This window comes from Robertmurraya sp. GLU-23, assembly GCF_052983275.1.
In genome coordinates, this window is sequence record NZ_JBRKCV010000007.1 from 138090 (window position 1) to 158725 (window position 20636).

The window sequence follows — 20636 nt, forward strand, 5'->3', positions numbered from 1 at the left end:
TAAATTATTTACATATTTTAGGTGTAGGTATTTGTCCTTATTTAATGTTCCAATGTTATTATTAATATATAGTTTAAATGCTAGGAGGAAATAAGTTGGATTTCAAGCGAATACCTGTTGTATTAAAACGCTATTCTTTTGATGCTAAAATGCATAAATGCCAATCACATTCTAAAAAACTAATGACACTTAACGGTTTAGTTAATGCAGATAAATTAAGAAGTATGGCCCTTCCTTGGGATTTAGAAACATTTGCTTTATTTTCCACTATAACTCTTGGCGAATACTCTAATGCTGACTTCGAGGATAGACGTGGCGATAGACAATTTGTTGAAATAATAAGTGCTCTCAAGGAATATATGCCGCCAAAATTAGAAGAAGCAATGGATAGCAACAGCAACAGTTTTCTAGATTATTTTATGATAGTTACAGGGTTAAACCAATTTCAAATACAAGAAAATATTCCATATAAAGTCTTTCGTTACTCCTATATATTCAACTTTATAAACGATAATGTAGATATGAATAAGCATTTCATTGAAAAGTTCGGTTGCGGATTTGAAGATTTTATTAAGTTTGGTTTTATCATTCAATTTCTTTTCTCTAATGAATCTATTAACCATGTGAGTTTATATAATTATGTAATAGAAAGGTATAGGCATATTGTCGAAACATTAACAATAGAACGGGAGAAATTTAATGATCTTCAGCAGAGAATTACAGACGATATTACACATTATATATATGGTTTTAAATATTTTTATCAATTCCCATTTATCTCATATAATCAAAAATTTTATCTACCGCTACCACATCTTATAATGCACGCTGTTACGTCTTCGCTTTTATTTAGGTTAACTGAGGGCAATAATCATTTGCGTCAGCTTTTTGGCAAGGAAGTTCTAGAAAGTTATCTTTTACATATCTGTCGGTTCTCTGAACATTTTGATGAAGTCGTACCTGAATTTTCTTATCACCATAATATGAATCGAACGTTAGACATTATGGTACGTAAAGATAGTCAATGTATTATGCTAGACTCCAAAAGTATGAGTCCAAGAGTATCCATTCGTAATCTGTCAGATAAAGATATATTACATACAATTGACAGGATGGCAGAAGCGGTTAAACAAGTATACTTACACATCACTCAAAGATTTAGAGTAGATTATTATCCTTTTGAAGAAACAGTAGATTTTCAGAAAGAAGATATTTTTGGAGTTGTCATATTATTTGAAGATAGTTACGTTCGTAGGGATATTATTATGTCAAACGCAGCAGATAAATTAGGCCTAATGAAAGATAGCGAAGAATATAAATATTTATTATCTAACGTAAAAGTAATGGGCCTATACGAACTTGAGAAAATGTTATTTGTTAAGGAAGATATCTTTCGGCTACTCTCTGCTAATAGGGATAATCCAAGTAAATGGTTTGATCTTTCCTATATGGATTTTGAAGGAGGTAAAAAGGAAGTAATTAAAGAAATTAGTGATATCAATGACAACATGAAAGATATAATTATTGATTTTGCAAAAGAATTAGAACAAGCCGGGTTAATTTCATCATAACGCTAGTCGAAACTCAAATTGATCTTCTTAAAATTTGTGAGGTATAACATGGAATCTATAACAATCAAATGGCATGGTCCATACTCATTGTTAAATCTGGGGGCAAAAGAAGCAGCTGGTAGCATAGGTATTTATGCCATTTACCGAACGTACGGAAACAAGGAAACCCTTTTGTATATCGGAAAAACAGAAAGAAGCTTCTCCCAACGATTAGCGGAACATTATAAAGATTGGCTATATCAAGTAAAAGGTAAGATAACCGTTAGATTAGGAATCGTAGAAATTCCTTACGGTCGCAGGTTCTCTCCCAAGCGACTTAGTGACGTTGAATCACTTTTAATCACGTGGCATAAACCTATCTATAATACTACTTCCACGGTTTATTATAGGGGCAGATTCAACTTGCAAATTAATAATGTAGGAAGAAGAGGCTCAATAAATAAATTTGTTACGACAGAGGAATTAGTTTGGGCTTAGCGCTAATAATATTAATCTATTATCAAATAAAAAACCGTTGCAACAAAATAAATGAAGCAACGGTTTTCCTTTTAAAAAAGGCTTAATTGTTCTAATTCAGAGGTTTTTACCTCTTCTATCTCCTGTTTAGGATTTATTAATTCGTCTACAGGAGTAGCCGCCTCATTCTTCACTTTTGGTACATAGTGAGGTGAATGTTTAATTTGATAACAGCGACAACGCTGTTTCATATTAGGATCCGTTGTAGTAAAGACACACTCCAACTTCCCATAATCACATTTATTAAAAGCATGACAGCAGCTAAATTCCATTTTCTTTTCCTCCTACCATATTTGGCGAATTTATTTTTTTCTTTACGCTATTTGAGCCATATCCAATAAGGTTAGTTGACTCTCTTCAAGGTTTTCTAATCCCAATAAAAATTTAATGTTATGTGCTATAATCTCCATCGTAGACATCGTTTCTGGGGCCTCTATCCGCTCTCCTGTTGGAAGGTATATCTTTCTATCAGACCACTTACGCGCGTTTAAATACGCAGTCGAGTCAGCAGAGAAAATCCCATAGTCTAATAGCATTTCATTTGCTATTCCAAGTCCATGAAAGCAAACGTTAGGATGACGTTTCGTAATCATCTTCAGTTTGTCCCGAACAAAGTCTTTACGCGAGCTTAGGAATGGGACACAGCCACCTAAAGCCACCATTTCAGGCTCTTTTTCTACGATTCGGTCTAATTCCTCCAACGTGTCCGTTATTTGCCACACAGGGTAAATATGAGCATCGGTTAATTCTTTAAGTTTCTTATAATTCTCCCTTGTCATTTGTGGGTTTCCGATACAATCTAATGGCATAAATCCTAGTATTCTCGGATTACTTTTATGCTTATTGATAAATTGAGCGTACCCTTCAAGGATCATCTCATCTAACAATTCCGACTCAAATAGAGACGGCTGATAAACCTCGTTTTTCTCATCTTTTTTTGACTGGTTAAACAAGGAAAAGGCTCCACTGTCACAAATACAAAAAGGTCGTTTTCGTCCAATTGACGTAAACAATTAGGGGACTCCAAGATACTTTTATAATTGAACAGAACGTACTTTCCACCCAAACTTTTTAGGAGAGAAAGAATGTCCGGAGACCGTTCTAAACCGCTAAACCAGTGTCTTGTTCCGATTAAAGATACTCGAAAGAGACCATGTTTTAACTTCATCAACTTGCTTTTATCTCGAAAGCAATGAACGATAATGGCAAACATGGCCGAAGTGAACTCGGAAAAGCTCTTAAAATCTGAGCGAATCGCTGTTCTCTTAAAAAAGAAAAAAGTAATCGCTTTTCTAATCCTAGTCCGTTCCAACTCGATGGGATTAGCCCCTTTTTCAGTTATCACTAATACATGTGTTTTGCCATACTCCACTAAGCGATTGATGTTTCCTTTTGCGGTACGATAATACCCTTGTTTGCTCATTTCTCTTTGAAACCTTCTCTCTACCTGTCTTGCATTGACGGTATATTCTTTATACATCTCATTTCCTCCTATAAAAAAGAGAAGAGTTAGAAACTCTTCTCTCATTCCTGTATTTTGATTAGAACTTATCGCTTAAAAACGAAAAAATCCGGATTAAACCAATGACAGTGAACACTAGTCCAGTAATTGCTCCAACTACTGAGCGAATTACTTTTACGACTACGATCAATGCTATGACTCCAATCACTAACATCCATAAGGACGGTAGTTGAAGTATACTTGTCAATAAATCCATAACAGTTCCCCCTTAATTAACAAATTTTCTTAACCCATCTTTTCTTTGGTCCAGTAGGAGCTTTATCAGTTCTTTTTCTTGAACGACAATTCCAAGAACCGCCCTCACTGATACCATCGAGGTAAAACCCACTAGCTTTAAGGGAGATACCTGTCTCTTCCTCCAACGTATACGAAATAATTCGCTTATACCCGAGCGCTTTTCCCGCTTGGTAAACTGCGGATAACAACTTCGATACACCATTTTTATAGATGCTGCTTTTCATACAACATCTAGTAATCTCTAAGGTTCGTGAATCATCTAAATAACGATTAACCGGATTTCCTGCTATGGCCACACCCACTATGTCTTTCCCATCACTAAGACCAACGCTGAAACGATGTCCCTGGGGAGCTTGATGATGACGATGATGGGTGTTTATAAACTCACAAGCCTGTTTAAAGCTAAGAGGCACTGTTTCTAAAGTTAAAGGCTTTGGTTCCTCCAATAGTAAGCGATCGAGCGGAATATCCCTTTGATACCAATCTAGGAAAGTATGAATCTGTTCCATGACTCGTTCCTTTGCTATGTCCTTTGATAGAGCACTATCCCAAACGATTTCATATCCATCGTCTAATAAATCACCTAATGCTCCATTTTTTAACTCTTCATCATTGGTAATAATGAATTTATTTGTTTCTACTTTATAGAAAATCCAATGAAAATTGGTTGATCTACCGCTAACGTAAAGCATTTAATTCCTCCTGCCGTAGCCTAAATAATGAAGGCTAGCTGATTGTTTTGGTTTTGCTCCAATGGAATGGTCATTTGACGTTCCGCTGATTGTTGAACTCTCTGTTTCATCAATGAATAAGCCACTTCTATCCCGATTACTCGAACGACATTACCCGAAACTGATTGACCTAGTAGCGCAGCTCGTTGGTTTTCAGAAATGAATTCTGGAAAAGAGAAGCTGTCTGGCACATCTAAAAATCGAGCTAATTCATCTGATCGGAACAATCTCCATAAGTCAGGATTCTCAGGATGCTTGAAATAACTAGAAGTTACATTGATTTTTGCGTAATTCGCAATGATACAGGAGATCTTCTTATCCTCTAAACCGACCAAAGTACGATTTTTTTCTGCAGTAAAGTTGTTGTTTCCACCCTTTGATAGCAAATGCTCCATGGTAGACCCTTTAATCGTTCTCCAATCCCCTTCTTCCCAAACCTTACCTAGCACTTGTCCGACCGTCAGTCGCTTATGCTCGGGCAGCTTAGGGATAGTAGGAAATTGAAAGTCCGTTTCCTCTCTGAAAGCCACTGCGTATCCACGTTTTCTGCTTGAAACAGAACCTAGCTCATACGCATCGATGGTGGTCACATTCCAATAAGGAAACAATGGTGCTAGCAATCCTTTTAATTGTTCAAACGAACGACTTTGAAAGTAGGAAGGTACTTGCTCGACAATAATGGCCTTACAATTGGTTGCCAGTACTAATCTTGCAAAGTGAGGTCCTAAGCCTTCTAATACACCATGCTTTGACCGCCAAGGCTACTAAATGTCACGCATGGTGGTGACAGCCACGTTACATCAACGGAAGGAACGAAAGAAGGATGTAGGCTCTTCACATCTCCCCAATATGTACTTGATGAAGAGAAGTTATGAGCATACGATTCTACCGCCAAGTTCCATACGTCTGCGCCAATCTTACCCTCGAAAAATCCAGTACTTTCAAGGACAGATGGTGCCACGCCTGCACCGGATGGGAAGGAAGCAACCGTTAACTTACTCATCGGATTTCTACTGCTTAACCGAGGCTGGCCGATAACACATAAGTCAAAGGTTTGTTCTTTCCTTATCACAATGACCGAATCAGATACCAAAATATCGATCTTCTCCTTTGTGCGGAACAGGAGAGCTAAATCACCGTTTGAATAATCAATCAGGGGTCGCTCTTTATTCCAGGAAGGACGTTTTCTCTTTGATACTCTGTAAAAAGTATCCTCCGCTTTCTTAATGACCAATGCTAGCTTGACATAGGTGTAGGAAATGGATTCTCCCATTTCAAAATTACCTGCTTCAAGAACAGCTGGCTAAGAAAAATACGAGGATTGCCGTACTTATTCGTACTCGTCCTTACATTCCGTATCATTTTTACACTTGTGTCCACGATGATTCCTCCTTAAATAAAAAGACAGAGCAAATCAGTTAGATTTCTCTGTCCTTATATGTCCTCTATTCGTATATGGGTAGATTCGGTTCGACTAAAGATTCACAATCGAACATGATCCACTGAACATCTATTGAAACCGCGTAATCCAACACTTGTTTCATATCCTCTGGAATGGATTGAAAGGTAGGCTCATTAGGATTCACTTTATAGTCTTCAGGTATAGGAATAAACCAACCATAATCACTCTTTTCATAGGGTGATAATGGAAAAGGGCTGTCCATTAACCACTGTCTTGTTGACTCGGTTAAGTGAATCGTACTAATGTCTAACATTCTCTCAATGATTGTCTTTTGTATCATTTCATTCTCCTCCAATTCTTAGATAGCCATTGCTAGCTGGAAGTTTTCCTCTTCAAAGAAGTCCCCTTCCTTCTTGTCCCCAAAATCAACGAAACAGCCGCAGCCCGAAACATCATACTTTAGGTCAAACTGGTCCTCTTGTGTGGTAAACCCTGTATTCCCATTTAACTCTCTTGCGTATTTAGCAAGCGGATAAGCACCACCATGTCGCTTTAAAAAGCTGTATTGGTTGATTACAAGATCCGTAGGAATATACACTTTTGGCCTTTTAGCTCTACCATAAAAGTAATCACTATAACAATCTTTCAGATTCTTATGCCATAAAGCCTTTACTTCATCATCTAAACCATCTACTTCAAGATTCTTAATGTAGTGGTACTCAGATACGTAAAGCTTTAAATAATGTTCCTGTTTAACAAGCTCATTAAATACTTGTGGCATCTCTTCTTTAAGTCGTTTAAAGTGAGCTAAACCTCCTCTTATACAACGTCCACCACAATTGTTATGACTGAAACCTTTTAAATACAGGTCAGGAATCCTAATATCTCACTTATCCAACACATCTTGATTATTAATAAAGTAGTCGATTAATGGGAATTGGCATTCAAACGGGGCCCAGTTCAATTCTATCGGCTCAGCACGATGCGCTTACTGGAAATCAATCCCAAAATACAGAGTAGCATCTGTCCGAAAGTCCTCCTGCTTGAGAAACTGTTTATTTCTCCAAACTTCAATTTTAGGAGTAATACCTTTCTTTAAATAATCGGCTGCCACCTTCATTTTCAAGTACTTAGAACAATTCGGGATTCGGTTGTTAAAGATCACTCGTTGTTCGAACATTAGTTGAATTGGCGTCAATCCAGTACTAATTGTGACTAGCGGTAACTCCAATTTATCCGCTGTTTCATGAACGAATCGGTACAAGTCCCCGTCCTCCCAAAGCGTGTCACTAAAAATAAGGACCACGTTATCATTAGGGTACTTTTCTTTAACAAAGTCCACTACAGAGAAGCTGGACGCTCCACCTGAGAAGAAAATGATATGATTTTTCATGGTATATTCCTCGATTCTTTTATATGTTTTTCCTCTGCTATGAAATCAGTTGTTGGTGAGTTGAAAGATGATTGTTCTGATACTCTAAATGAATGGCTAACAAGAGGGATTTAAACTCTTCAAAATCCTCCTCTATTAGTCCAGGTTCATAGAAATAATCAGAAAACCAATACTCCCCATCTCTCCGCATACAACCTACTTCAAACGGTCTGAATCCTTCCCCCTTACTCCCGTTAAAATCTTCTAGAGAAGCTGTTACATTCGGGTCAAGATAATGAAGGTTAGGACCAAATCCGTTTTTTCCAAAGATAATCACTTCATCTACACCCACTCTTACCGCTACTTGGAACCCTTCTATACAATCCAGGTTTCTAAAAGCATAGGTAAAACCGTCTTTCTTGGAGAAGATCCAACTTGGAAATTGCTCTTGGATAGAAAAAGGCTGTGGACTCATTTAGACCACAACCCTTCAAGTTCATTCCACGTAAACCCTTCATCAATTGCCAATTCAACGAACGAATCGTCGTTATCAGATATGTCATAATTCATATCCATCAATTTGTATTTCACCTGTTGGTCATTTAATTGAAGAGTAAATCCTTTTGCATAGGCAAATTTTCCGCAGCAGATGACTTCCTCCGCTTCCTTCACGAAATAGCCTGTTTCCTCATGAGTAAAGAGAGAATGGTAATAAGGGTTATACAGCACTTTTGAATAATCAGCTGTTACATTCACGTTATACGCAAGCAAGGTGCCTCTGATATACGCATGAACCCTTTTTCTCTTCTCATTTACCGTTTTCATTATTCCGCTTTCAGATACGACAAATCGAGCATCCTTCAGATGAACCGTACTACAATGAGCAAGTACCAATCCTGTCTTTGAATCGCGAATGCTGTAGCCATTATCCGTATGGAGATTTCGATATACATCTACTGTTGCTCCCAACTCAACCGTTCTTCCCTTGTAAGGGGTAAAGAACTTTTCCTCTTCTTTTGAAGAAGGCGTTTCAATTGGTTTAACAGAGAGAATATCCCCCGAATAATAAATGTCTGCGGATGTACTACCAAACTCCCAAAATAGAACATCAATGATGCCTGAGTCGTAGTTGTAATCCAATCCTCTAAATTCACCTTGAATCGTTACATTCTTGGTATCATTCTTAGGATCTGGCACAACAATCTCATAACAATCTCCAACATTCTTGAATTGTTCATATGGTTTTTTCATCTTTCTTCCTCCTTAAAATAGAAAAAGACAAAGAAATCTGTACGTATTTGTACGGTTCTTTGTCCTCCATAAATTATGTTTTTTATATGTACAGTCGAATGGTATCTGACTGTAACAATCCATCTCCAAGTGTGTTAAATCGCAAGCATTGATAGAGCATACTCGTAATGATCTTTTGATAAATCCCAGTTAGTTACTCCATTTGTTAATTCGATCCTACGATTCATCACTTTTCGATAATCCTTTACACCATCCAGAAGAGAGATCAAATTCTTTGGATAGGTTAACCCGGTCTTTATCTCAAATTCTTGAATAAAATCCTAGTCACGGGTAGGAAACAAAGCTCGGCCTTGAAAAGTACCAATGGTCATTTTATCTACTTTATTACTTGCGTGATTCTTATAGATAACACGATACTCTTGGATTTCCTTTACTTCACATAGTTCATATAAGGTTCTCCACTTTCCAAAAGCTTCTTTTCTGAAAACAAAAAAGAGCTGACCGATAGTTGGTTGTATCCCACTAACATCACCCCAAAGACATTTCATATGCTCGTATTTGTAGTAATCCTCAAAGATTCCGTCTATCATTGATTCATTGTTAGAGCGGTATTCTTCAAGTTTGGTATAACCCTCTTGTGACGTTTAATAGTGTACATTTTCTTCCCTCCAATAAGTAAATTCTTCTTATTCCTTAAAAAAACTGACCACCTTTCCGAGAACGCAAAAAAAGCCCTGGGATAGAATTTAGACACACTGAAATAAAAGTGTCTTCCTTCAACCCAAAGGCTGCTAGTTTAATAGAATCCCGCTAACGATATGTAAGGATCGTTGCAATTAAAATAAAAAATAAATAAAACTTATGAACTAAGTATAACATAAGAAAATTGTAATGAAATAGAGTTAAAACCCTTTCGCTTAAAGAAATGTTGTGATACCTTTTTCTTACATATATCAAATATATTTAGCTCAGATGGAGGCACTATGGAGAACAAAGAACTACTGGATTATGACTATGAAGATAGGAAATTCTTAAAAATAGTAGAAAATGGTACTGAAGGATTACATAATATGATTAGCATTAGCAAAGAAAGTATTCTACCGGCACCTGTTAAACTTGCAAAAAAAATTATTGGAAAGCAGAACAAACATATAAAAATTATTGAACTAAGAAAAACACATTCTGCTATTTTTCCTGGTGATGGTCTACCAAAGGTTGGCCAAGTGTATATATGTAATCCAATTGATACTAGAAGGTATTATGAGGTTGATCAATTCCATAAAGAAATGGTCGATCATAAGATTTTCGAAGCTGAATATCTCCTACGCTCATTGGGAGCTACCACGATAGAAATAACGAATGAGACAGTAGTTGAAACCAAGAGAAAAGCAAATGCCTCTTATAACGGATTTGTTAAAGGGGATTTTGATAACTCATCAAACAAAACTGAAAAAACAAGGTGGAGAGCGACATATACACCCATTCAAGAACCTTTCATTCCAGAAGATTTAACTTGGTTTGATCGTGAAAAACAATGGGAAATGATAGCTAATTCTAGGTTATATAATGGATTAGAAACATTTACACTGGAAGTGGAAATGAATGAGGACTTCGGTATTACTTCTGATGTAGTAATACCACTTAAACAAGGTATTGTTTCTGTTAGTGGTGAGTTTGGTGAGTTTAAAAAGAGTAAATTTACATTAGTTGGTGAATTTAAACCATTGTAACAAACCAAAAGAGCTGTACTTCATAAAGAGAAGTCAGCTCTTTTTTCAATGTTAATAATCCTGTACCGCTGTTACAATCCCATCTTCTAAATATACATATTTTCGACTTCCTTTAATCTCGTATACCCACTGTTCACTAACACCATAAACAGTTGTAGATTTATTAATTTTCATCGGCTGTCCCCAACTGGTTAACTCTACATCACTGCTAACCATACCGACACTCGGAATCATGGTACTTAAATCCTTTCTTCCTTCAATACCTGCTTCTATCTCATCTCTCATGTCTAAGTCATAACTGTTATATATTTGTTCCCATTGAGCTTCATTTATAAAGAAAAAGTTTTGAAGTCCAGTTTTTAGATTAGACATTACATTAGGTATAAATGATGAAGCCCCATTAGTATTCGGGTCAATTTCTTTTAAATACTCAACCACTTCCAATAGGTGTTTATCCGCAAACCCTCGACCATAGGAACGTTGATTATCATAGTTTCCGCTACCATTGTAACCGGTTTGACTGTTCATATTATCCCAATATTCATTGATAAACCCATTTTGTACCGCATAATAGTAAAGAATAAGTGCATCTTCCTTGTACTTGGAGATAAAATTGCCTTTATTACTAAGAACTGATTTAATGTTATTTCCAGTAGAAGCATTATCATTACCAATTTTTATTAACTCTTTCCACAAGGCATAAGCTTCTTCTACCTTTTCCCTTTCTTCAACCTCAGCAACTTTTATCGCTTCTTCAACTTGTCTCTCAAGTTCTGTTTTCAAGGTAATAGCTTTTTTTGCTAATTCACTTTTATTGTCCTCATCAATCTCTGTGTGTTCCAGAACCCTTAGAGCATTTTTATTTTTCTCGAAACCACTTACTTCTTCACTTTCTAAGACTAAATTAGCCTTTACATAACTATTCATAATGGTTATCTCATGATCGTAATCACCTGGAATCTCTGAAACCATTTTGTTTGCTTCATCCCATTTTGCACTTGAAATTAATTCCTTAACTTCTTTTATTTGCTTTGAATAGTCTTCTTTTACACTTGCTTCCTTATTGGAACATCCTGTTATAATAACAAGAACAAGTGCTATTCCCCAAATACGTTTCTTAAACATACTCCCACTCTTTCCACTTTTTATGTACCTTTCTAACGTACCATATTTTTACTAAAAGTGTATGGGATTTAGTTAATTTAACCTATTAAATTATGGAGGAAAGGTTTTTGTAAGACCTTTGGTTTCACCATGCACAAGGGTTTGTAATAGGATTTTATGTGGGTTTTATAGAATATAAGAGTATGAATGAGCTACTAAAGGGAGGATAGGAAATGGACAAGCTGACAATGATTGCTGGACTTTTGTTTTTAAGCGAAATAAAGGAATACCAAGATTCAGCCATTATGCTGTTAAATGGTGACTTAACATTGGATGTAGCAAAGAAAACACCTAATCTTTCGAAACAAGTGTATGAACTTGAAAACCTCTTGAAGACTGAAACAATAGATGAGGAAACCAACCAAAAAGTTATGGAATTCGTGGGAAAGTATTTGTTTGAAATGGCATAATTTGAAATAAGGGAATCCCTAAGCGGGGTTCCCTTTCTTGTTTAATTATCATATTTATTTAAAAAAAGGCAAATTTGTTCATTTTCAATTAGTGTGTTTTGTCTACGTTAGCAGATCCTCGAACGTAGAACAATGCGCTTCAAAAAAATCTCCCTGTTTCTCTGTTTTACTCCAATTTACGAATTTGATATTCATCTCCGTCTTTTATATCCTCTAATTAATCTCAAGTAATTAATGGAAGGGTTGAGATAGCGACACCTAGCAAAATTCCTAAAACAATCCCTAAAGAGTATTCACTCTTTAACAGTTTTTTCATCATAAACTAAAAGCTCCCTACTACCCGAAATACAACTAGATTAGGAGTGAAACTAATTCACTCCTAAAATCCTAAATGTCTAATGTAAAAGGAGATACCAATAGCAAGTAATCCAAAAAGAGCTGTAATTTCCTTGCGTTCCCCATATAAGGCAGCATCCCTTGTAAAAGTGATAAGAGCAAAAGCTCCACCGATGATCAACATTACTTTAATAAAAAATAGTATCGTTTCCAGTTAAATCACCTACGATTTCACCTAATCAGATATCTAGACTTATAAGGTCCTTTCCATAGAAAAATCCGAATTTATCTCTGTCAAAGTCCACTTTGTAAGAAATGGTTCCATTCTTCGGGTTTTTTGATGATGTACTAATGACACCCTTTTTATTTTCGTAATCCTTTATATAGTAATAGTCCTCGGGTTCAAGTTCTTTGGCTTCATCTTCTGTCAATTTTTTCACTTTAACCCTGTCTCCATCTTGAAAAATTACTTCTTCCGCTGGGGAGGACTCTTCCTTTTCTTCAATCTCGAATAAATCTAGTTGGTTCATAGCCATCCCTCATTTATCGTACTTTTCTTTTAGGATCTTTAAGACAAACTCTTCCATCGTTACCCCTTCACGTTCCGCATCTTCCTTAACTTTTTCTTTTAAACGGGAAGGAGCTGCAATTTGAATGATTTCTAAATCACTATCGATATAGAATCCGTCTAAACGTTTGGTAACACTACCCTCTACCACTGATTCCTCTAACAATTGAAACTCTTCTGCCGTTAATTCTTCTTTAATAAGGATTGGCTTTACTTCAACAGTTACTTTTTCGTTATCAACTAGGAATACCTTTAAGTTCTTTGGACCGAGGTACTGGTAAAAGTAGTTCATAATAGAGCAAAATGTTTCTGTTACGGTAAATTCAAACTTCGCAAACCCTTTTTTATTGATGTAACCAGGGTTTGGAATGGTTCTGAACGGTTCGTAACCAATCTTTTTTATGTCTTTATAGGCAATTTGTTGACCATTTTCTGTTTCTAAATAAGGCTGGCCATGTTCATCTAATAATAAGAAGTTCTTTGCAGTACCATTCTGGTCTTGAAACTCTTGGAACCAAGCAAATTTTGTTTTCTTATCATAGAATTCTTTACCTTCACTCTTTTTCATTTCTTCATATACGGATTTAAACCGCTCTAACTCTTCGAAAGAAATGAAATTAAAGATTTTTCCTCTATATTCTTTTCGCTCTGCTTTTAATTGACTTTGCTGAATATATTGCAGAATGGTTCCACTATGAATCCCTAGCATTTTACCTGCTTCGCTTGTGGTCAGTCCTGGTTTTGCTAGTGCCTTCTGTAATTTCTCGATATCATCCTTATAAAAGAGTTTGGTCTTATCAATATAGTGATTTTTATAGACTGGAGTTAGTTCTCCATCTTTTACATATTTAAGAATGGTCGTTTTTTTCACATCAAGCATTTTTGCGGCTTCTTCAGTCGTTACAATCTCTCTATCTAGTTCCATATATAACACCTTACTTTCCATACAGTAAATAATTAACTAAACAATTTACCTTAAATTATATCAAATGATTATGTATGGATTTAAAAAAAGGTAAAAAACTTTTTACCTTTTTTCTTCTATAATATATAGGAAACTATCGAATCAACTTTTCATTATAAGCGTACTGTATATATTCCTCTATCTTATCTGCAATCTCAGGTCGTTTCGGATTAGATAGAATTTCTTTTACATATGATTTTTTTAGTATCAGCTGGTCATCACCATGTAATAACTCAACCTCTACGGATGTGCTAAATTTTGTTGTTAGCGTTCTTAAGTAACGAATTACATTAATGTTGGTAACTCATTGCTGTGGTGCTTACGCTAGATAATTACTTCAATTTTGCTACGTATTCTTCTGCTTCTGTCTTGGTATCAAAAACCCTATTCAATTGCATAGAGGATAAAGTATAGTGACCTCCATTAGCTTCGTGACCAACTATGTATGCTTTAGCGCTTTTCCCCTTTGGAACAACGATTACAGGAATAATTTCTTTTCCATTCACAAAATAACCGCTCCTTGGACTCAACCACCCTAGATTCTTTTCGAACTCCTGTCTACCGGTTATTAATTTATCAATGTTCGTTCTCTTACTAACCTTCTCTAGACCCGCTTGTGTACACTGCATGTCTATATTTCCTTCGGTTAATACTCGTATAGGGAACTTGGTTGTAGGTTTGAGGTCGTAGATGATACCCAATTTTCCATTACTTTTTAATTTAACTGGTCTGCCTATGTGAATATCTTCACTTACAAGAATAGACCCTTCCGAAAGTGACCAAGAGTTAATCTTGTACTTCTTTGCAAATTGCTTAATCATTTCCTTTTCCCCTAATTCACGTAACTCTTTTTCACTCATACCCTCTGGAGCATCAATTTCTACCGAAATTGGAGCAAGGTTAAAAGTTAATGTTTTTTTCATGTAAATCAGCCCTTTTTAAAGTTTTCTTGTTTAAGAGAATCTAACAATCAAGAACTTTCCAAAATTGACTAAATTCCCCTTCTGAAACCAATATATCAAATTTAATTATTAATGTATAGTTAATTATAAATATTGAGTTAAATTAATAATTACATTAATATTTTTGTATAGTCGTATATAGTAGACAAATAACCTCTTTTTCGTGTAGGGTTATAGTTAAGTAAATGGTTATTTTTTATTACATATCTAATCTTTTTGCATTCTTAGGTTTTGAATTTAAGTTAAATTAGATATTGGAGAATTACATAGGATAAAAACTATTTAATGTAGGATGGGTTGTTTTAGATGGTTAATTACGAAGTAATTCAATATAAAATTGATTCAATCAATGAAATTAGGAAATATGTTAATCAGTCTGATAGTATCGCTTCTTTAACTAATCAGTTGTTAAATGATTCATTACATAATCAATTAATCGATATGATAGATGAGGAAGGAGATGAAGATTACTCCTTATTTAACGATATGGAAATGATTTACCTCTTCGTTCATAAAAAGAGAGATATGAATGATAAGAAGAATCGAGGAGAAAACACTAAGAAGGAATATTTGCGGGATGTTCTTCTCTTTTATAAGCAATTGATTGAACAGGCTGAGTTGATTGAATTGACCTTAGAAGGTTTGGAGCAATACCAGCTGTTTAAAAGATTAACCGCAAGACACCTACGCAAATATCAGGAATGGTTGAAAGGTGCTCCACTAGGTAAAGGGAAGAAACCTTATTCCGTTTCAACGCTTAGTAGAAAGATAATGATTATTCGAGGATTCCTCAACTTTCTATTTGAAAGTAAATACATTGAGCAGCCGATACATAAAAAGATGCTGAGTAGCAACGTTAGGAGTGAGGATCGACCATACAAAGACCTTTCCTCTTACGAAGTAACAAAGATATTAGAGGGATTTAAAAACCATCCAATCGTGTACGGAGTTATATCAGTGCTTGCTACTACTGGATTGAGAATACAGGAGCTTTGTACGGCTCGTGTTTGTGACTTATCTTTTGTTGATGGGGACTATTGGTTACTGGTAAAAGGTAAAGGTGATAAGCGGAGAGAGGTATTAATTCATTCCAATGTACTGAAAACTATTGAGCAGTTTCGCTTAAGAAGAAGGTTATCATTTAAGCTGGACCCTAGTGATCAGTCCCCTTTATTAACAACTGCAAGCGGAAAGGCTTACGATTATAAATATTTATCAAACTACATCACGCGGAAAATACAGTCTTTGGACTATGACTTCGTTAAATACCGCTCATCGCCTATTACTCCACATGCATTTCGACATTTCTGGGCCATACAATCGGAAGAAAATGGGGTTAATTTAAGTCAAATTCAGTCAGGACTAGGGCATTCAGATGTGAAAACAACCATGATCTATTTAAAGAGGAAAACACTACGGAAGAATCATGCAGCTCACGCATGGAAGAATTCCGATATAATAAACAATATATAAGTACTTGTTGAGACAAATGTTAAGAATAATAGAGACACCGATAGTTGCGTCAACCTTCTCTTGAAGTATTTATATTTCTATAATTAAATATGGCTATCAAGTAGAATTGCTTAACTAAAAAAATAACAACTAACATTTAAGATTGGTGGAATAGGTATGTCAGAAGTAAGTTTTATTCGAGGATTTGATGTTGTATGGAGAAAAAATCAGTTACCTGGGTATCCGAAGATGTCCCTAAAAAACAACTTGGTTTTAGCTCAGATAGGTGGTAATTTATTTGGATTAGATCCTTCAACAGGTAGAGAATTGTGGGAGTTCAAATACCCTAACCAAGGTTATAATATAAATCACATATCAGATTATGACGATAATATCTATTGTATTAATAATATTGGTAGAAGTCATCATAGCGAGACTAGTAGATCCTCAGTCTTGTACAATCTAAACAGAGCGAACGGAGAGATAATTTGGAATATAAAATTATCTGATCATGTAAACCTACCAGCCGTAGCAGGGAATGAAATAGTAGTTATAGAATTTTGCGGAGATCTAATCGGAATAGACAAAAAAACAGGGAATAAAAAGTGGACTCTACCAACTGAAGGTAAACAACCTATCTTTTTATCTATACATAAAGATATGGTTATATTTGTTGTATCTCAACGTATAAATTCTGGTGAGAGTCCTGGAAGTATTAAACATATATATATCTTGGACATAAACACCGGTAAGGTAAATAAAAAATTCGAGGAGAATACCCTCATTGGAAAGTTTTATATCTCTAAAAGTCATTTATTTTACGAATGTGGCACTTTGGATGATTTGAATTATTTTTATAGAGAGTTTATTAAGGGAATAAGTTTAAAGTCGTTAAAAGAATTACCATCAGTCTTAAAGGTGAATAATAACGATATTATAGATATACATAACGGAACATTCTATTTGTTATCAGATGAATCTTTAACCTGTATAAGTTTTTCAAATGAAATAAGGTGGCAAAAAAAGATTGGTTTCAATCCTGGTCATTCTATAACTACTTTTGAAGCAGGGGTAACATATCTAAAGGATGGTAACTGCTTGTTTGCTCTTAATCCAGCGACTGGTGAGGAGTATTGGAAAAAGGAGCTACTTCCTACCAATACAGTAACCATTCCTTTCGTCTATAAGGGATTAATACACGATTTTGCTCTTAACTATAGTTAGTATTCTTATCCCTTCTTCGGAATGGAATTCCATGTACATGATTAATATATAAATTAAAGTCTAAAAAAGTCCAGGTGTTTACACTGGGCTTTTAGGCTTTAAGGAACATAATTTTCCATTCATTCATAGATCCTACCGCCAATACTAGTATCCTATTTCCCTACTCTACTCACTACGGACATTAGCCTATCTTGGCGCCCTTGGTCAACGAATCCTATTTAAGGAATGCTCCTTTTCTATCGCTCTCCCCCTGTTTTGACATCATTACTAACTAACAATTTCCAAATCTCGTTATATGGACAACACAAAAAAACGCCTTCCTCCTTCAAGAATGGCGACATTTTGTTGAATAAAGGTTCACATTTTTATGTAAAACTCTTTCAAAGTGTTTTAATGATAATAACAGTTTGATTTAAGTTAAAATTCCAATGTAGTTAAAGTTGTTATTTAGTTTTCTTCTCAATTATTAACCATTTAGCTTTTTAAATTATTATATGGATTTCCATCAGGATTGGAACGTAAATATCCTCCACCCTCTTCTACTGTCCTATCTATTGATGTATCACCATCTCCGTCAACCCAAATTGTATTTCCGTCTGATAACATACGAGAATGAGGTTCAACAAAATGATTATTAGGGCCCTCAACTAGTTCAAGGGAATTATAATCAAGTGAGTCTAGGACATCTAATGCATCTATTGCGTCACTTAATAACCCAATGCCTACTGTTCCGAAAATAAGCATCATAACGCTTTTATTAACTTTAGCATCATCATCATAAACGATTCCTTCCACTAAGTTTACAATATGTCTAACTGGTGCTGAAACCATATTCCAAGCAAAGACAGCAGCTTTACTTAGTAGGGATTTCTTTTTTATCTTAGAAAGTTCATCAATAGCTGATTGATATTTAATCAACTGATCATTTAAGTGACCGATTATTTTTTGTGAGTGCCAAATCAACTTTTCTAAATTATTTCTTCTTATATGGTATAAGTATGGAAAAAACTCTTTTATTTCTGTATCATTTTCTAAAATTTCTAATGTATATTGAGCCGATTTGATATTGGAATCGAAATACTGAATTTGATATTTAATTGTATAAATTACACCAATCAAATTATAAATAATTCCAAGGGCTTTTTCATCAATATCCATACTTTTGTAACGTTTTTGGTCTTCATATGCTTCCTCCCCCTGTTTTATAATGGAGTAGCTTGTTGGATAATCTTTAAAAAATGAATTGAAACCCAGTAAATAAGCATCATAAATCTGATCAAATCTTTCAAGTATTTTAAGTGCGTTTTGTCTTTTATTTTCACTATTTCCTTTAGATGAATAATATTTGTCTAAATTATTTTTGCGAATCTTAACTTTTTTATTTTCATCTATACAAAAAGAAACTATAACAAAACCGAAAAATAAAATTACTAAAACTAAAATAATTACAAGGATTGTCTTAAACAAATCTTTTAATACTCCTTTCAACCATACTTAATCTCCTATATATAGGTATAGTATCCTGCATCCTTTATACTAATCGCACATTTATTTTAACATATATATCCAACCTTTGTAGCAGTAATTTTTATCAAAAAATTCTCTCATTTGTTGATAAATAATCAACTCTTTATTATAAATACTAATTTTAAGAAATTTAGTTTTTATTGATTTTTATTAATTCAAACCTACTAGCTTAGTTGTTTTCATCCTGATTATTTTTTCACTCTCCTAATGAACTAGTCGAGTAGAAAGGAGCCTTCCTACCTTACGGTAAGTTGTTCTCCTCCCCCTCACAGAACCGTGCTTGCGCTATTTACGCACACGGCTCCTCCTAGTTATCATTACAGAATATAGCTAATCTCTTCTCTAAGTTCATAGATATTTACCTTAACTCTTGGTAAAGGAAGTGGATATCTACTGAGGAAGAGATTAAATTTGTTCCATGTAAAGGACTTTCTTTGGCTCCTTCTGTTTAGCCATTTAAATAGTAAGTTTTCAAGTCTCTCTTTGAAATTGTTAACAGTTTGGATGTTATCTGTCATGCAATAATAGTTGTAATAACCAGTGAGCGAGCGATTAAGTCTATCCATAATCATATGAATAGATTTATTTCTATTAATCTTCAACCATTCTTTAGTTTCTTTTAGTTTGCCTTGAACTTTCTTCCTACTGGATTTTCGTTTCACACGAAATTTTCCTTCTTTACTTTTTCCGCAATAGTGGGTAAATCCTAAGAAATCAAATGTGTCTGGTTTGCTATTTCTATCTCGCTTTGCGTTATGTACTGCAAACCGACCAAAGGAAATAATTTTCGTTTTATCCTCGGCTATTTCCAAATTAAATTTCTTTAATCTAAGCTTTAATGAATGGAAGAATTGCTGGGCTTCGCTCTTATGTTGAAAACAACATACAAAATCATCTGCGTATCTTACTATATATGCCTGCCCTTTACATTGTTTCCTAACCACTTTTTCAAACCATAAGTCGAGAACATAATGGAGATATACATTGGCTAATATCGGAGATATTACTCCACCTTGCGGTGTACCATTGTCTGTCTTATACTTCTTACCTTCCTCCATGTATCCACCTTTAAGAAACCTGTTGATTATTCTCAGTAGGTTAGGGTCAGCGATTCGAAGTTTTAGAAACTCCATCATCCATCTGTGATCAACGTTGTCAAAGAAACCTTTAATATCTACATCTACTACATAACTTACTGCTCTCTTTTCAATGTAAAGATTCAGTATCTTCAGCGCATCATGGCAGTTTCTATTAGGACGAAACCCAAATGAACAATCTAGGAAGTCATTTTCATAGATAGAATTTAGTATTTTGGTAATTCCCTTTTGTACAATTTTATCTTCATGTTCAGGTATGCCCAACGGTCTTTTCTTATTTGAATTGAGCTTTGGGATATACATTCGTCTTACTGGAACAGGGCGATAGCTCTTGCTTTTAAGCCTACTTACCAAATCAATTATGTTTTCTTCTAGGTTTTCACTGTATTGTTCTTTAGTCGTTCCGTTAACACCCGTTGCCTTTCTATTTGGCAATCCATGATGACACTGTGTTAGTGATTGCTCATTTAATAAATGAGCAAGTGATGTAAATTTCATATTAGGCTGAGACTTTGCTAATTCTGCTATCCTTAGTAGTTTTGTTTCCATTATTATTCCTACCTCTGTGTGTAGTTAATGTGTCCCTAGTGAGGGTGATAA

25 protein-coding genes are annotated in these 20636 nt (G+C 35.0%); 6 read left to right on the forward strand and 19 right to left on the reverse strand.

The window, feature by feature from the left end:
- The first annotated feature begins 95 nt into the window (after positions 1-95).
- Both ACVBAX_RS13375 and ACVBAX_RS13380 read left to right on the forward strand, forming a co-directional pair.
- Positions 96-1571 (forward strand): hypothetical protein, encoded by a 1476-nt coding sequence (locus tag ACVBAX_RS13375; RefSeq protein ID WP_447117465.1) that lies wholly within the window; start codon positions 96-98, stop codon positions 1569-1571.
- A 48-nt stretch (positions 1572-1619) separates the two neighbouring features.
- A complete protein-coding gene (locus ACVBAX_RS13380; protein WP_447117466.1) occupies positions 1620-2048 on the forward strand; it encodes a GIY-YIG nuclease family protein in 429 nt (142 codons plus the stop codon).
- A 71-nt stretch (positions 2049-2119) separates the two neighbouring features.
- Here ACVBAX_RS13380 and ACVBAX_RS13385 read toward each other — a convergent pair whose 3' ends face one another.
- From ACVBAX_RS13385 to ACVBAX_RS13445, 13 genes are all read right to left on the reverse strand, one after another.
- A complete protein-coding gene (locus ACVBAX_RS13385) occupies positions 2120-2359 on the reverse strand; it encodes a hypothetical protein (protein ID WP_447117467.1) in 240 nt (79 codons plus the stop codon).
- Positions 2360-2401: 42 nt separating this feature from the next.
- The gene (locus ACVBAX_RS13390; protein ID WP_447117468.1) at positions 2402-2974 is read right to left on the reverse strand and encodes a hypothetical protein; all 573 of its coding nucleotides are present in this window, start codon (positions 2972-2974) and stop codon (positions 2402-2404) included.
- Positions 2968-3567, reverse strand: coding sequence for a hypothetical protein (locus ACVBAX_RS13395; protein ID WP_447117469.1), 600 nt, complete (start codon positions 3565-3567; stop codon positions 2968-2970). Before ACVBAX_RS13395 ends, ACVBAX_RS13390 begins: the two co-directional genes overlap by 7 nt.
- 61 nt (positions 3568-3628) lie before the next feature.
- Positions 3629-3805: a hypothetical protein gene (locus ACVBAX_RS13400; protein WP_447117470.1), complete on the reverse strand. Its 177-nt coding sequence runs from the start codon at positions 3803-3805 to the stop codon at positions 3629-3631.
- A gap of 16 nt (positions 3806-3821) precedes the next feature.
- Positions 3822-4538, reverse strand: coding sequence for an XF1762 family protein (locus ACVBAX_RS13405; RefSeq protein WP_447117471.1), 717 nt, complete (start codon positions 4536-4538; stop codon positions 3822-3824).
- A gap of 20 nt (positions 4539-4558) precedes the next feature.
- On the reverse strand, positions 4559-5278 hold the full coding sequence (locus tag ACVBAX_RS13410) for a DNA cytosine methyltransferase (RefSeq protein ID WP_447117521.1): 720 nt from the start codon (positions 5276-5278) through the stop codon (positions 4559-4561).
- Positions 5279-5310: 32 nt separating this feature from the next.
- Entirely contained in the window at positions 5311-5850 is a 540-nt protein-coding gene (locus ACVBAX_RS13415; RefSeq protein WP_447117472.1) for a DNA cytosine methyltransferase, read from the reverse strand.
- Positions 5851-6022: 172 nt separating this feature from the next.
- Positions 6023-6319, reverse strand: a complete 297-nt coding sequence (locus ACVBAX_RS13420; protein ID WP_447117473.1) for a DUF5983 family protein — start codon at positions 6317-6319, stop codon at positions 6023-6025.
- Between the two features lie 18 nt (positions 6320-6337).
- Entirely contained in the window at positions 6338-6760 is a 423-nt protein-coding gene (locus tag ACVBAX_RS13425; RefSeq protein ID WP_447117474.1) for a hypothetical protein, read from the reverse strand.
- A 207-nt stretch (positions 6761-6967) separates the two neighbouring features.
- On the reverse strand, positions 6968-7372 hold the full coding sequence (locus tag ACVBAX_RS13430; RefSeq protein ID WP_447117475.1) for a phosphoadenosine phosphosulfate reductase domain-containing protein: 405 nt from the start codon (positions 7370-7372) through the stop codon (positions 6968-6970).
- A gap of 37 nt (positions 7373-7409) precedes the next feature.
- Positions 7410-7826: a hypothetical protein gene (locus ACVBAX_RS13435; RefSeq protein WP_447117476.1), complete on the reverse strand. Its 417-nt coding sequence runs from the start codon at positions 7824-7826 to the stop codon at positions 7410-7412.
- Positions 7823-8602: a hypothetical protein gene (locus ACVBAX_RS13440; RefSeq protein WP_447117477.1), complete on the reverse strand. Its 780-nt coding sequence runs from the start codon at positions 8600-8602 to the stop codon at positions 7823-7825. Before ACVBAX_RS13440 ends, ACVBAX_RS13435 begins: the two co-directional genes overlap by 4 nt.
- Positions 8603-8922: 320 nt before the next feature.
- Positions 8923-9150, reverse strand: a complete 228-nt coding sequence (locus ACVBAX_RS13445; RefSeq protein ID WP_447117478.1) for a hypothetical protein — start codon at positions 9148-9150, stop codon at positions 8923-8925.
- Between the two features lie 435 nt (positions 9151-9585).
- Here ACVBAX_RS13445 and ACVBAX_RS13450 point away from each other — a divergent pair, with 435 nt between their 5' ends.
- Positions 9586-10332: a hypothetical protein gene (locus ACVBAX_RS13450; RefSeq protein WP_447117479.1), complete on the forward strand. Its 747-nt coding sequence runs from the start codon at positions 9586-9588 to the stop codon at positions 10330-10332.
- A gap of 51 nt (positions 10333-10383) precedes the next feature.
- On the opposite strand, the gene ACVBAX_RS13455 is transcribed toward ACVBAX_RS13450, so the two are convergent.
- Positions 10384-11457, reverse strand: a complete 1074-nt coding sequence (locus ACVBAX_RS13455; protein ID WP_447117480.1) for a hypothetical protein — start codon at positions 11455-11457, stop codon at positions 10384-10386.
- 212 nt (positions 11458-11669) lie between these two features.
- Here ACVBAX_RS13455 and ACVBAX_RS13460 point away from each other — a divergent pair, with 212 nt between their 5' ends.
- On the forward strand, positions 11670-11906 hold the full coding sequence (locus ACVBAX_RS13460) for a hypothetical protein (protein ID WP_447117481.1): 237 nt from the start codon (positions 11670-11672) through the stop codon (positions 11904-11906).
- A gap of 575 nt (positions 11907-12481) precedes the next feature.
- Here ACVBAX_RS13460 and ACVBAX_RS13465 read toward each other — a convergent pair.
- The 3 genes from ACVBAX_RS13465 to ACVBAX_RS13475 all read right to left on the reverse strand — a co-directional run bounded on the left by ACVBAX_RS13465 (position 12482) and on the right by ACVBAX_RS13475 (position 14697).
- On the reverse strand, positions 12482-12772 hold the full coding sequence (locus ACVBAX_RS13465; RefSeq protein WP_447117482.1) for a hypothetical protein: 291 nt from the start codon (positions 12770-12772) through the stop codon (positions 12482-12484).
- 9 nt (positions 12773-12781) lie between these two features.
- Positions 12782-13735: a helix-turn-helix domain-containing protein gene (locus ACVBAX_RS13470; protein ID WP_447117483.1), complete on the reverse strand. Its 954-nt coding sequence runs from the start codon at positions 13733-13735 to the stop codon at positions 12782-12784.
- A 371-nt stretch (positions 13736-14106) separates the two neighbouring features.
- Positions 14107-14697: a hypothetical protein gene (locus ACVBAX_RS13475; protein WP_447117484.1), complete on the reverse strand. Its 591-nt coding sequence runs from the start codon at positions 14695-14697 to the stop codon at positions 14107-14109.
- 345 nt (positions 14698-15042) lie between these two features.
- Between ACVBAX_RS13475 and ACVBAX_RS13480 the strand changes: the two genes are divergently transcribed.
- Complete coding sequence (locus tag ACVBAX_RS13480; RefSeq protein WP_447117485.1) at positions 15043-16209, forward strand: tyrosine-type recombinase/integrase; 1167 nt, start codon at positions 15043-15045, stop codon at positions 16207-16209.
- 156 nt (positions 16210-16365) lie between these two features.
- Positions 16366-17412: an outer membrane protein assembly factor BamB family protein gene (locus ACVBAX_RS13485; protein WP_447117486.1), complete on the forward strand. Its 1047-nt coding sequence runs from the start codon at positions 16366-16368 to the stop codon at positions 17410-17412.
- Positions 17413-17886: 474 nt separating this feature from the next.
- Here the strand turns inward: ACVBAX_RS13485 and ACVBAX_RS13490 are convergent, their stop codons facing one another.
- Together ACVBAX_RS13490 and ltrA are read right to left on the reverse strand one after the other, a co-directional pair.
- Positions 17887-18900 carry a hypothetical protein gene (locus ACVBAX_RS13490; protein ID WP_447117487.1) on the reverse strand — a complete coding sequence of 338 codons (1014 nt, stop codon included), beginning with the start codon at positions 18898-18900 and terminating at the stop codon, positions 17887-17889.
- Between the two features lie 356 nt (positions 18901-19256).
- Complete coding sequence (gene ltrA, locus ACVBAX_RS13495; RefSeq protein ID WP_447117488.1) at positions 19257-20585, reverse strand: group II intron reverse transcriptase/maturase; 1329 nt, start codon at positions 20583-20585, stop codon at positions 19257-19259.
- Positions 20586-20636 lie beyond the last annotated feature (51 nt).

What these genes read in the sequence shown, in the direction of transcription:
- ACVBAX_RS13380 (WP_447117466.1), top strand. Translation starts at nt 1,620, where the DNA reads ATGGAATCTATAACAATCAAATGGCATGGTCCATACTCATTGTTAAAT.
- ACVBAX_RS13385 (WP_447117467.1), bottom strand. Translation starts at nt 2,359, where the DNA reads ATGGAATTTAGCTGCTGTCATGCTTTTAATAAATGTGATTATGGGAAG.
- ACVBAX_RS13395 (WP_447117469.1), bottom strand. Translation starts at nt 3,567, where the DNA reads ATGTATAAAGAATATACCGTCAATGCAAGACAGGTAGAGAGAAGGTTT.
- ACVBAX_RS13400 (WP_447117470.1), bottom strand. Translation starts at nt 3,805, where the DNA reads ATGGATTTATTGACAAGTATACTTCAACTACCGTCCTTATGGATGTTA.
- ACVBAX_RS13405 (WP_447117471.1), bottom strand. Translation starts at nt 4,538, where the DNA reads ATGCTTTACGTTAGCGGTAGATCAACCAATTTTCATTGGATTTTCTAT.
- ACVBAX_RS13415 (WP_447117472.1), bottom strand. Translation starts at nt 5,850, where the DNA reads ATGGGAGAATCCATTTCCTACACCTATGTCAAGCTAGCATTGGTCATT.
- ACVBAX_RS13420 (WP_447117473.1), bottom strand. Translation starts at nt 6,319, where the DNA reads ATGATACAAAAGACAATCATTGAGAGAATGTTAGACATTAGTACGATT.
- ACVBAX_RS13425 (WP_447117474.1), bottom strand. Translation starts at nt 6,760, where the DNA reads ATGCCACAAGTATTTAATGAGCTTGTTAAACAGGAACATTATTTAAAG.
- ACVBAX_RS13430 (WP_447117475.1), bottom strand. Translation starts at nt 7,372, where the DNA reads ATGAAAAATCATATCATTTTCTTCTCAGGTGGAGCGTCCAGCTTCTCT.
- ACVBAX_RS13435 (WP_447117476.1), bottom strand. Translation starts at nt 7,826, where the DNA reads ATGAGTCCACAGCCTTTTTCTATCCAAGAGCAATTTCCAAGTTGGATC.
- ACVBAX_RS13440 (WP_447117477.1), bottom strand. Translation starts at nt 8,602, where the DNA reads ATGAAAAAACCATATGAACAATTCAAGAATGTTGGAGATTGTTATGAG.
- ACVBAX_RS13445 (WP_447117478.1), bottom strand. Translation starts at nt 9,150, where the DNA reads ATGAAATGTCTTTGGGGTGATGTTAGTGGGATACAACCAACTATCGGT.
- ACVBAX_RS13450 (WP_447117479.1), top strand. Translation starts at nt 9,586, where the DNA reads ATGGAGAACAAAGAACTACTGGATTATGACTATGAAGATAGGAAATTC.
- ACVBAX_RS13455 (WP_447117480.1), bottom strand. Translation starts at nt 11,457, where the DNA reads ATGTTTAAGAAACGTATTTGGGGAATAGCACTTGTTCTTGTTATTATA.
- ACVBAX_RS13460 (WP_447117481.1), top strand. Translation starts at nt 11,670, where the DNA reads ATGGACAAGCTGACAATGATTGCTGGACTTTTGTTTTTAAGCGAAATA.
- ACVBAX_RS13465 (WP_447117482.1), bottom strand. Translation starts at nt 12,772, where the DNA reads ATGAACCAACTAGATTTATTCGAGATTGAAGAAAAGGAAGAGTCCTCC.
- ACVBAX_RS13470 (WP_447117483.1), bottom strand. Translation starts at nt 13,735, where the DNA reads ATGGAACTAGATAGAGAGATTGTAACGACTGAAGAAGCCGCAAAAATG.
- ACVBAX_RS13475 (WP_447117484.1), bottom strand. Translation starts at nt 14,697, where the DNA reads ATGAAAAAAACATTAACTTTTAACCTTGCTCCAATTTCGGTAGAAATT.
- ACVBAX_RS13480 (WP_447117485.1), top strand. Translation starts at nt 15,043, where the DNA reads ATGGTTAATTACGAAGTAATTCAATATAAAATTGATTCAATCAATGAA.
- ACVBAX_RS13485 (WP_447117486.1), top strand. Translation starts at nt 16,366, where the DNA reads ATGTCAGAAGTAAGTTTTATTCGAGGATTTGATGTTGTATGGAGAAAA.
- ltrA (WP_447117488.1), bottom strand. Translation starts at nt 20,585, where the DNA reads ATGGAAACAAAACTACTAAGGATAGCAGAATTAGCAAAGTCTCAGCCT.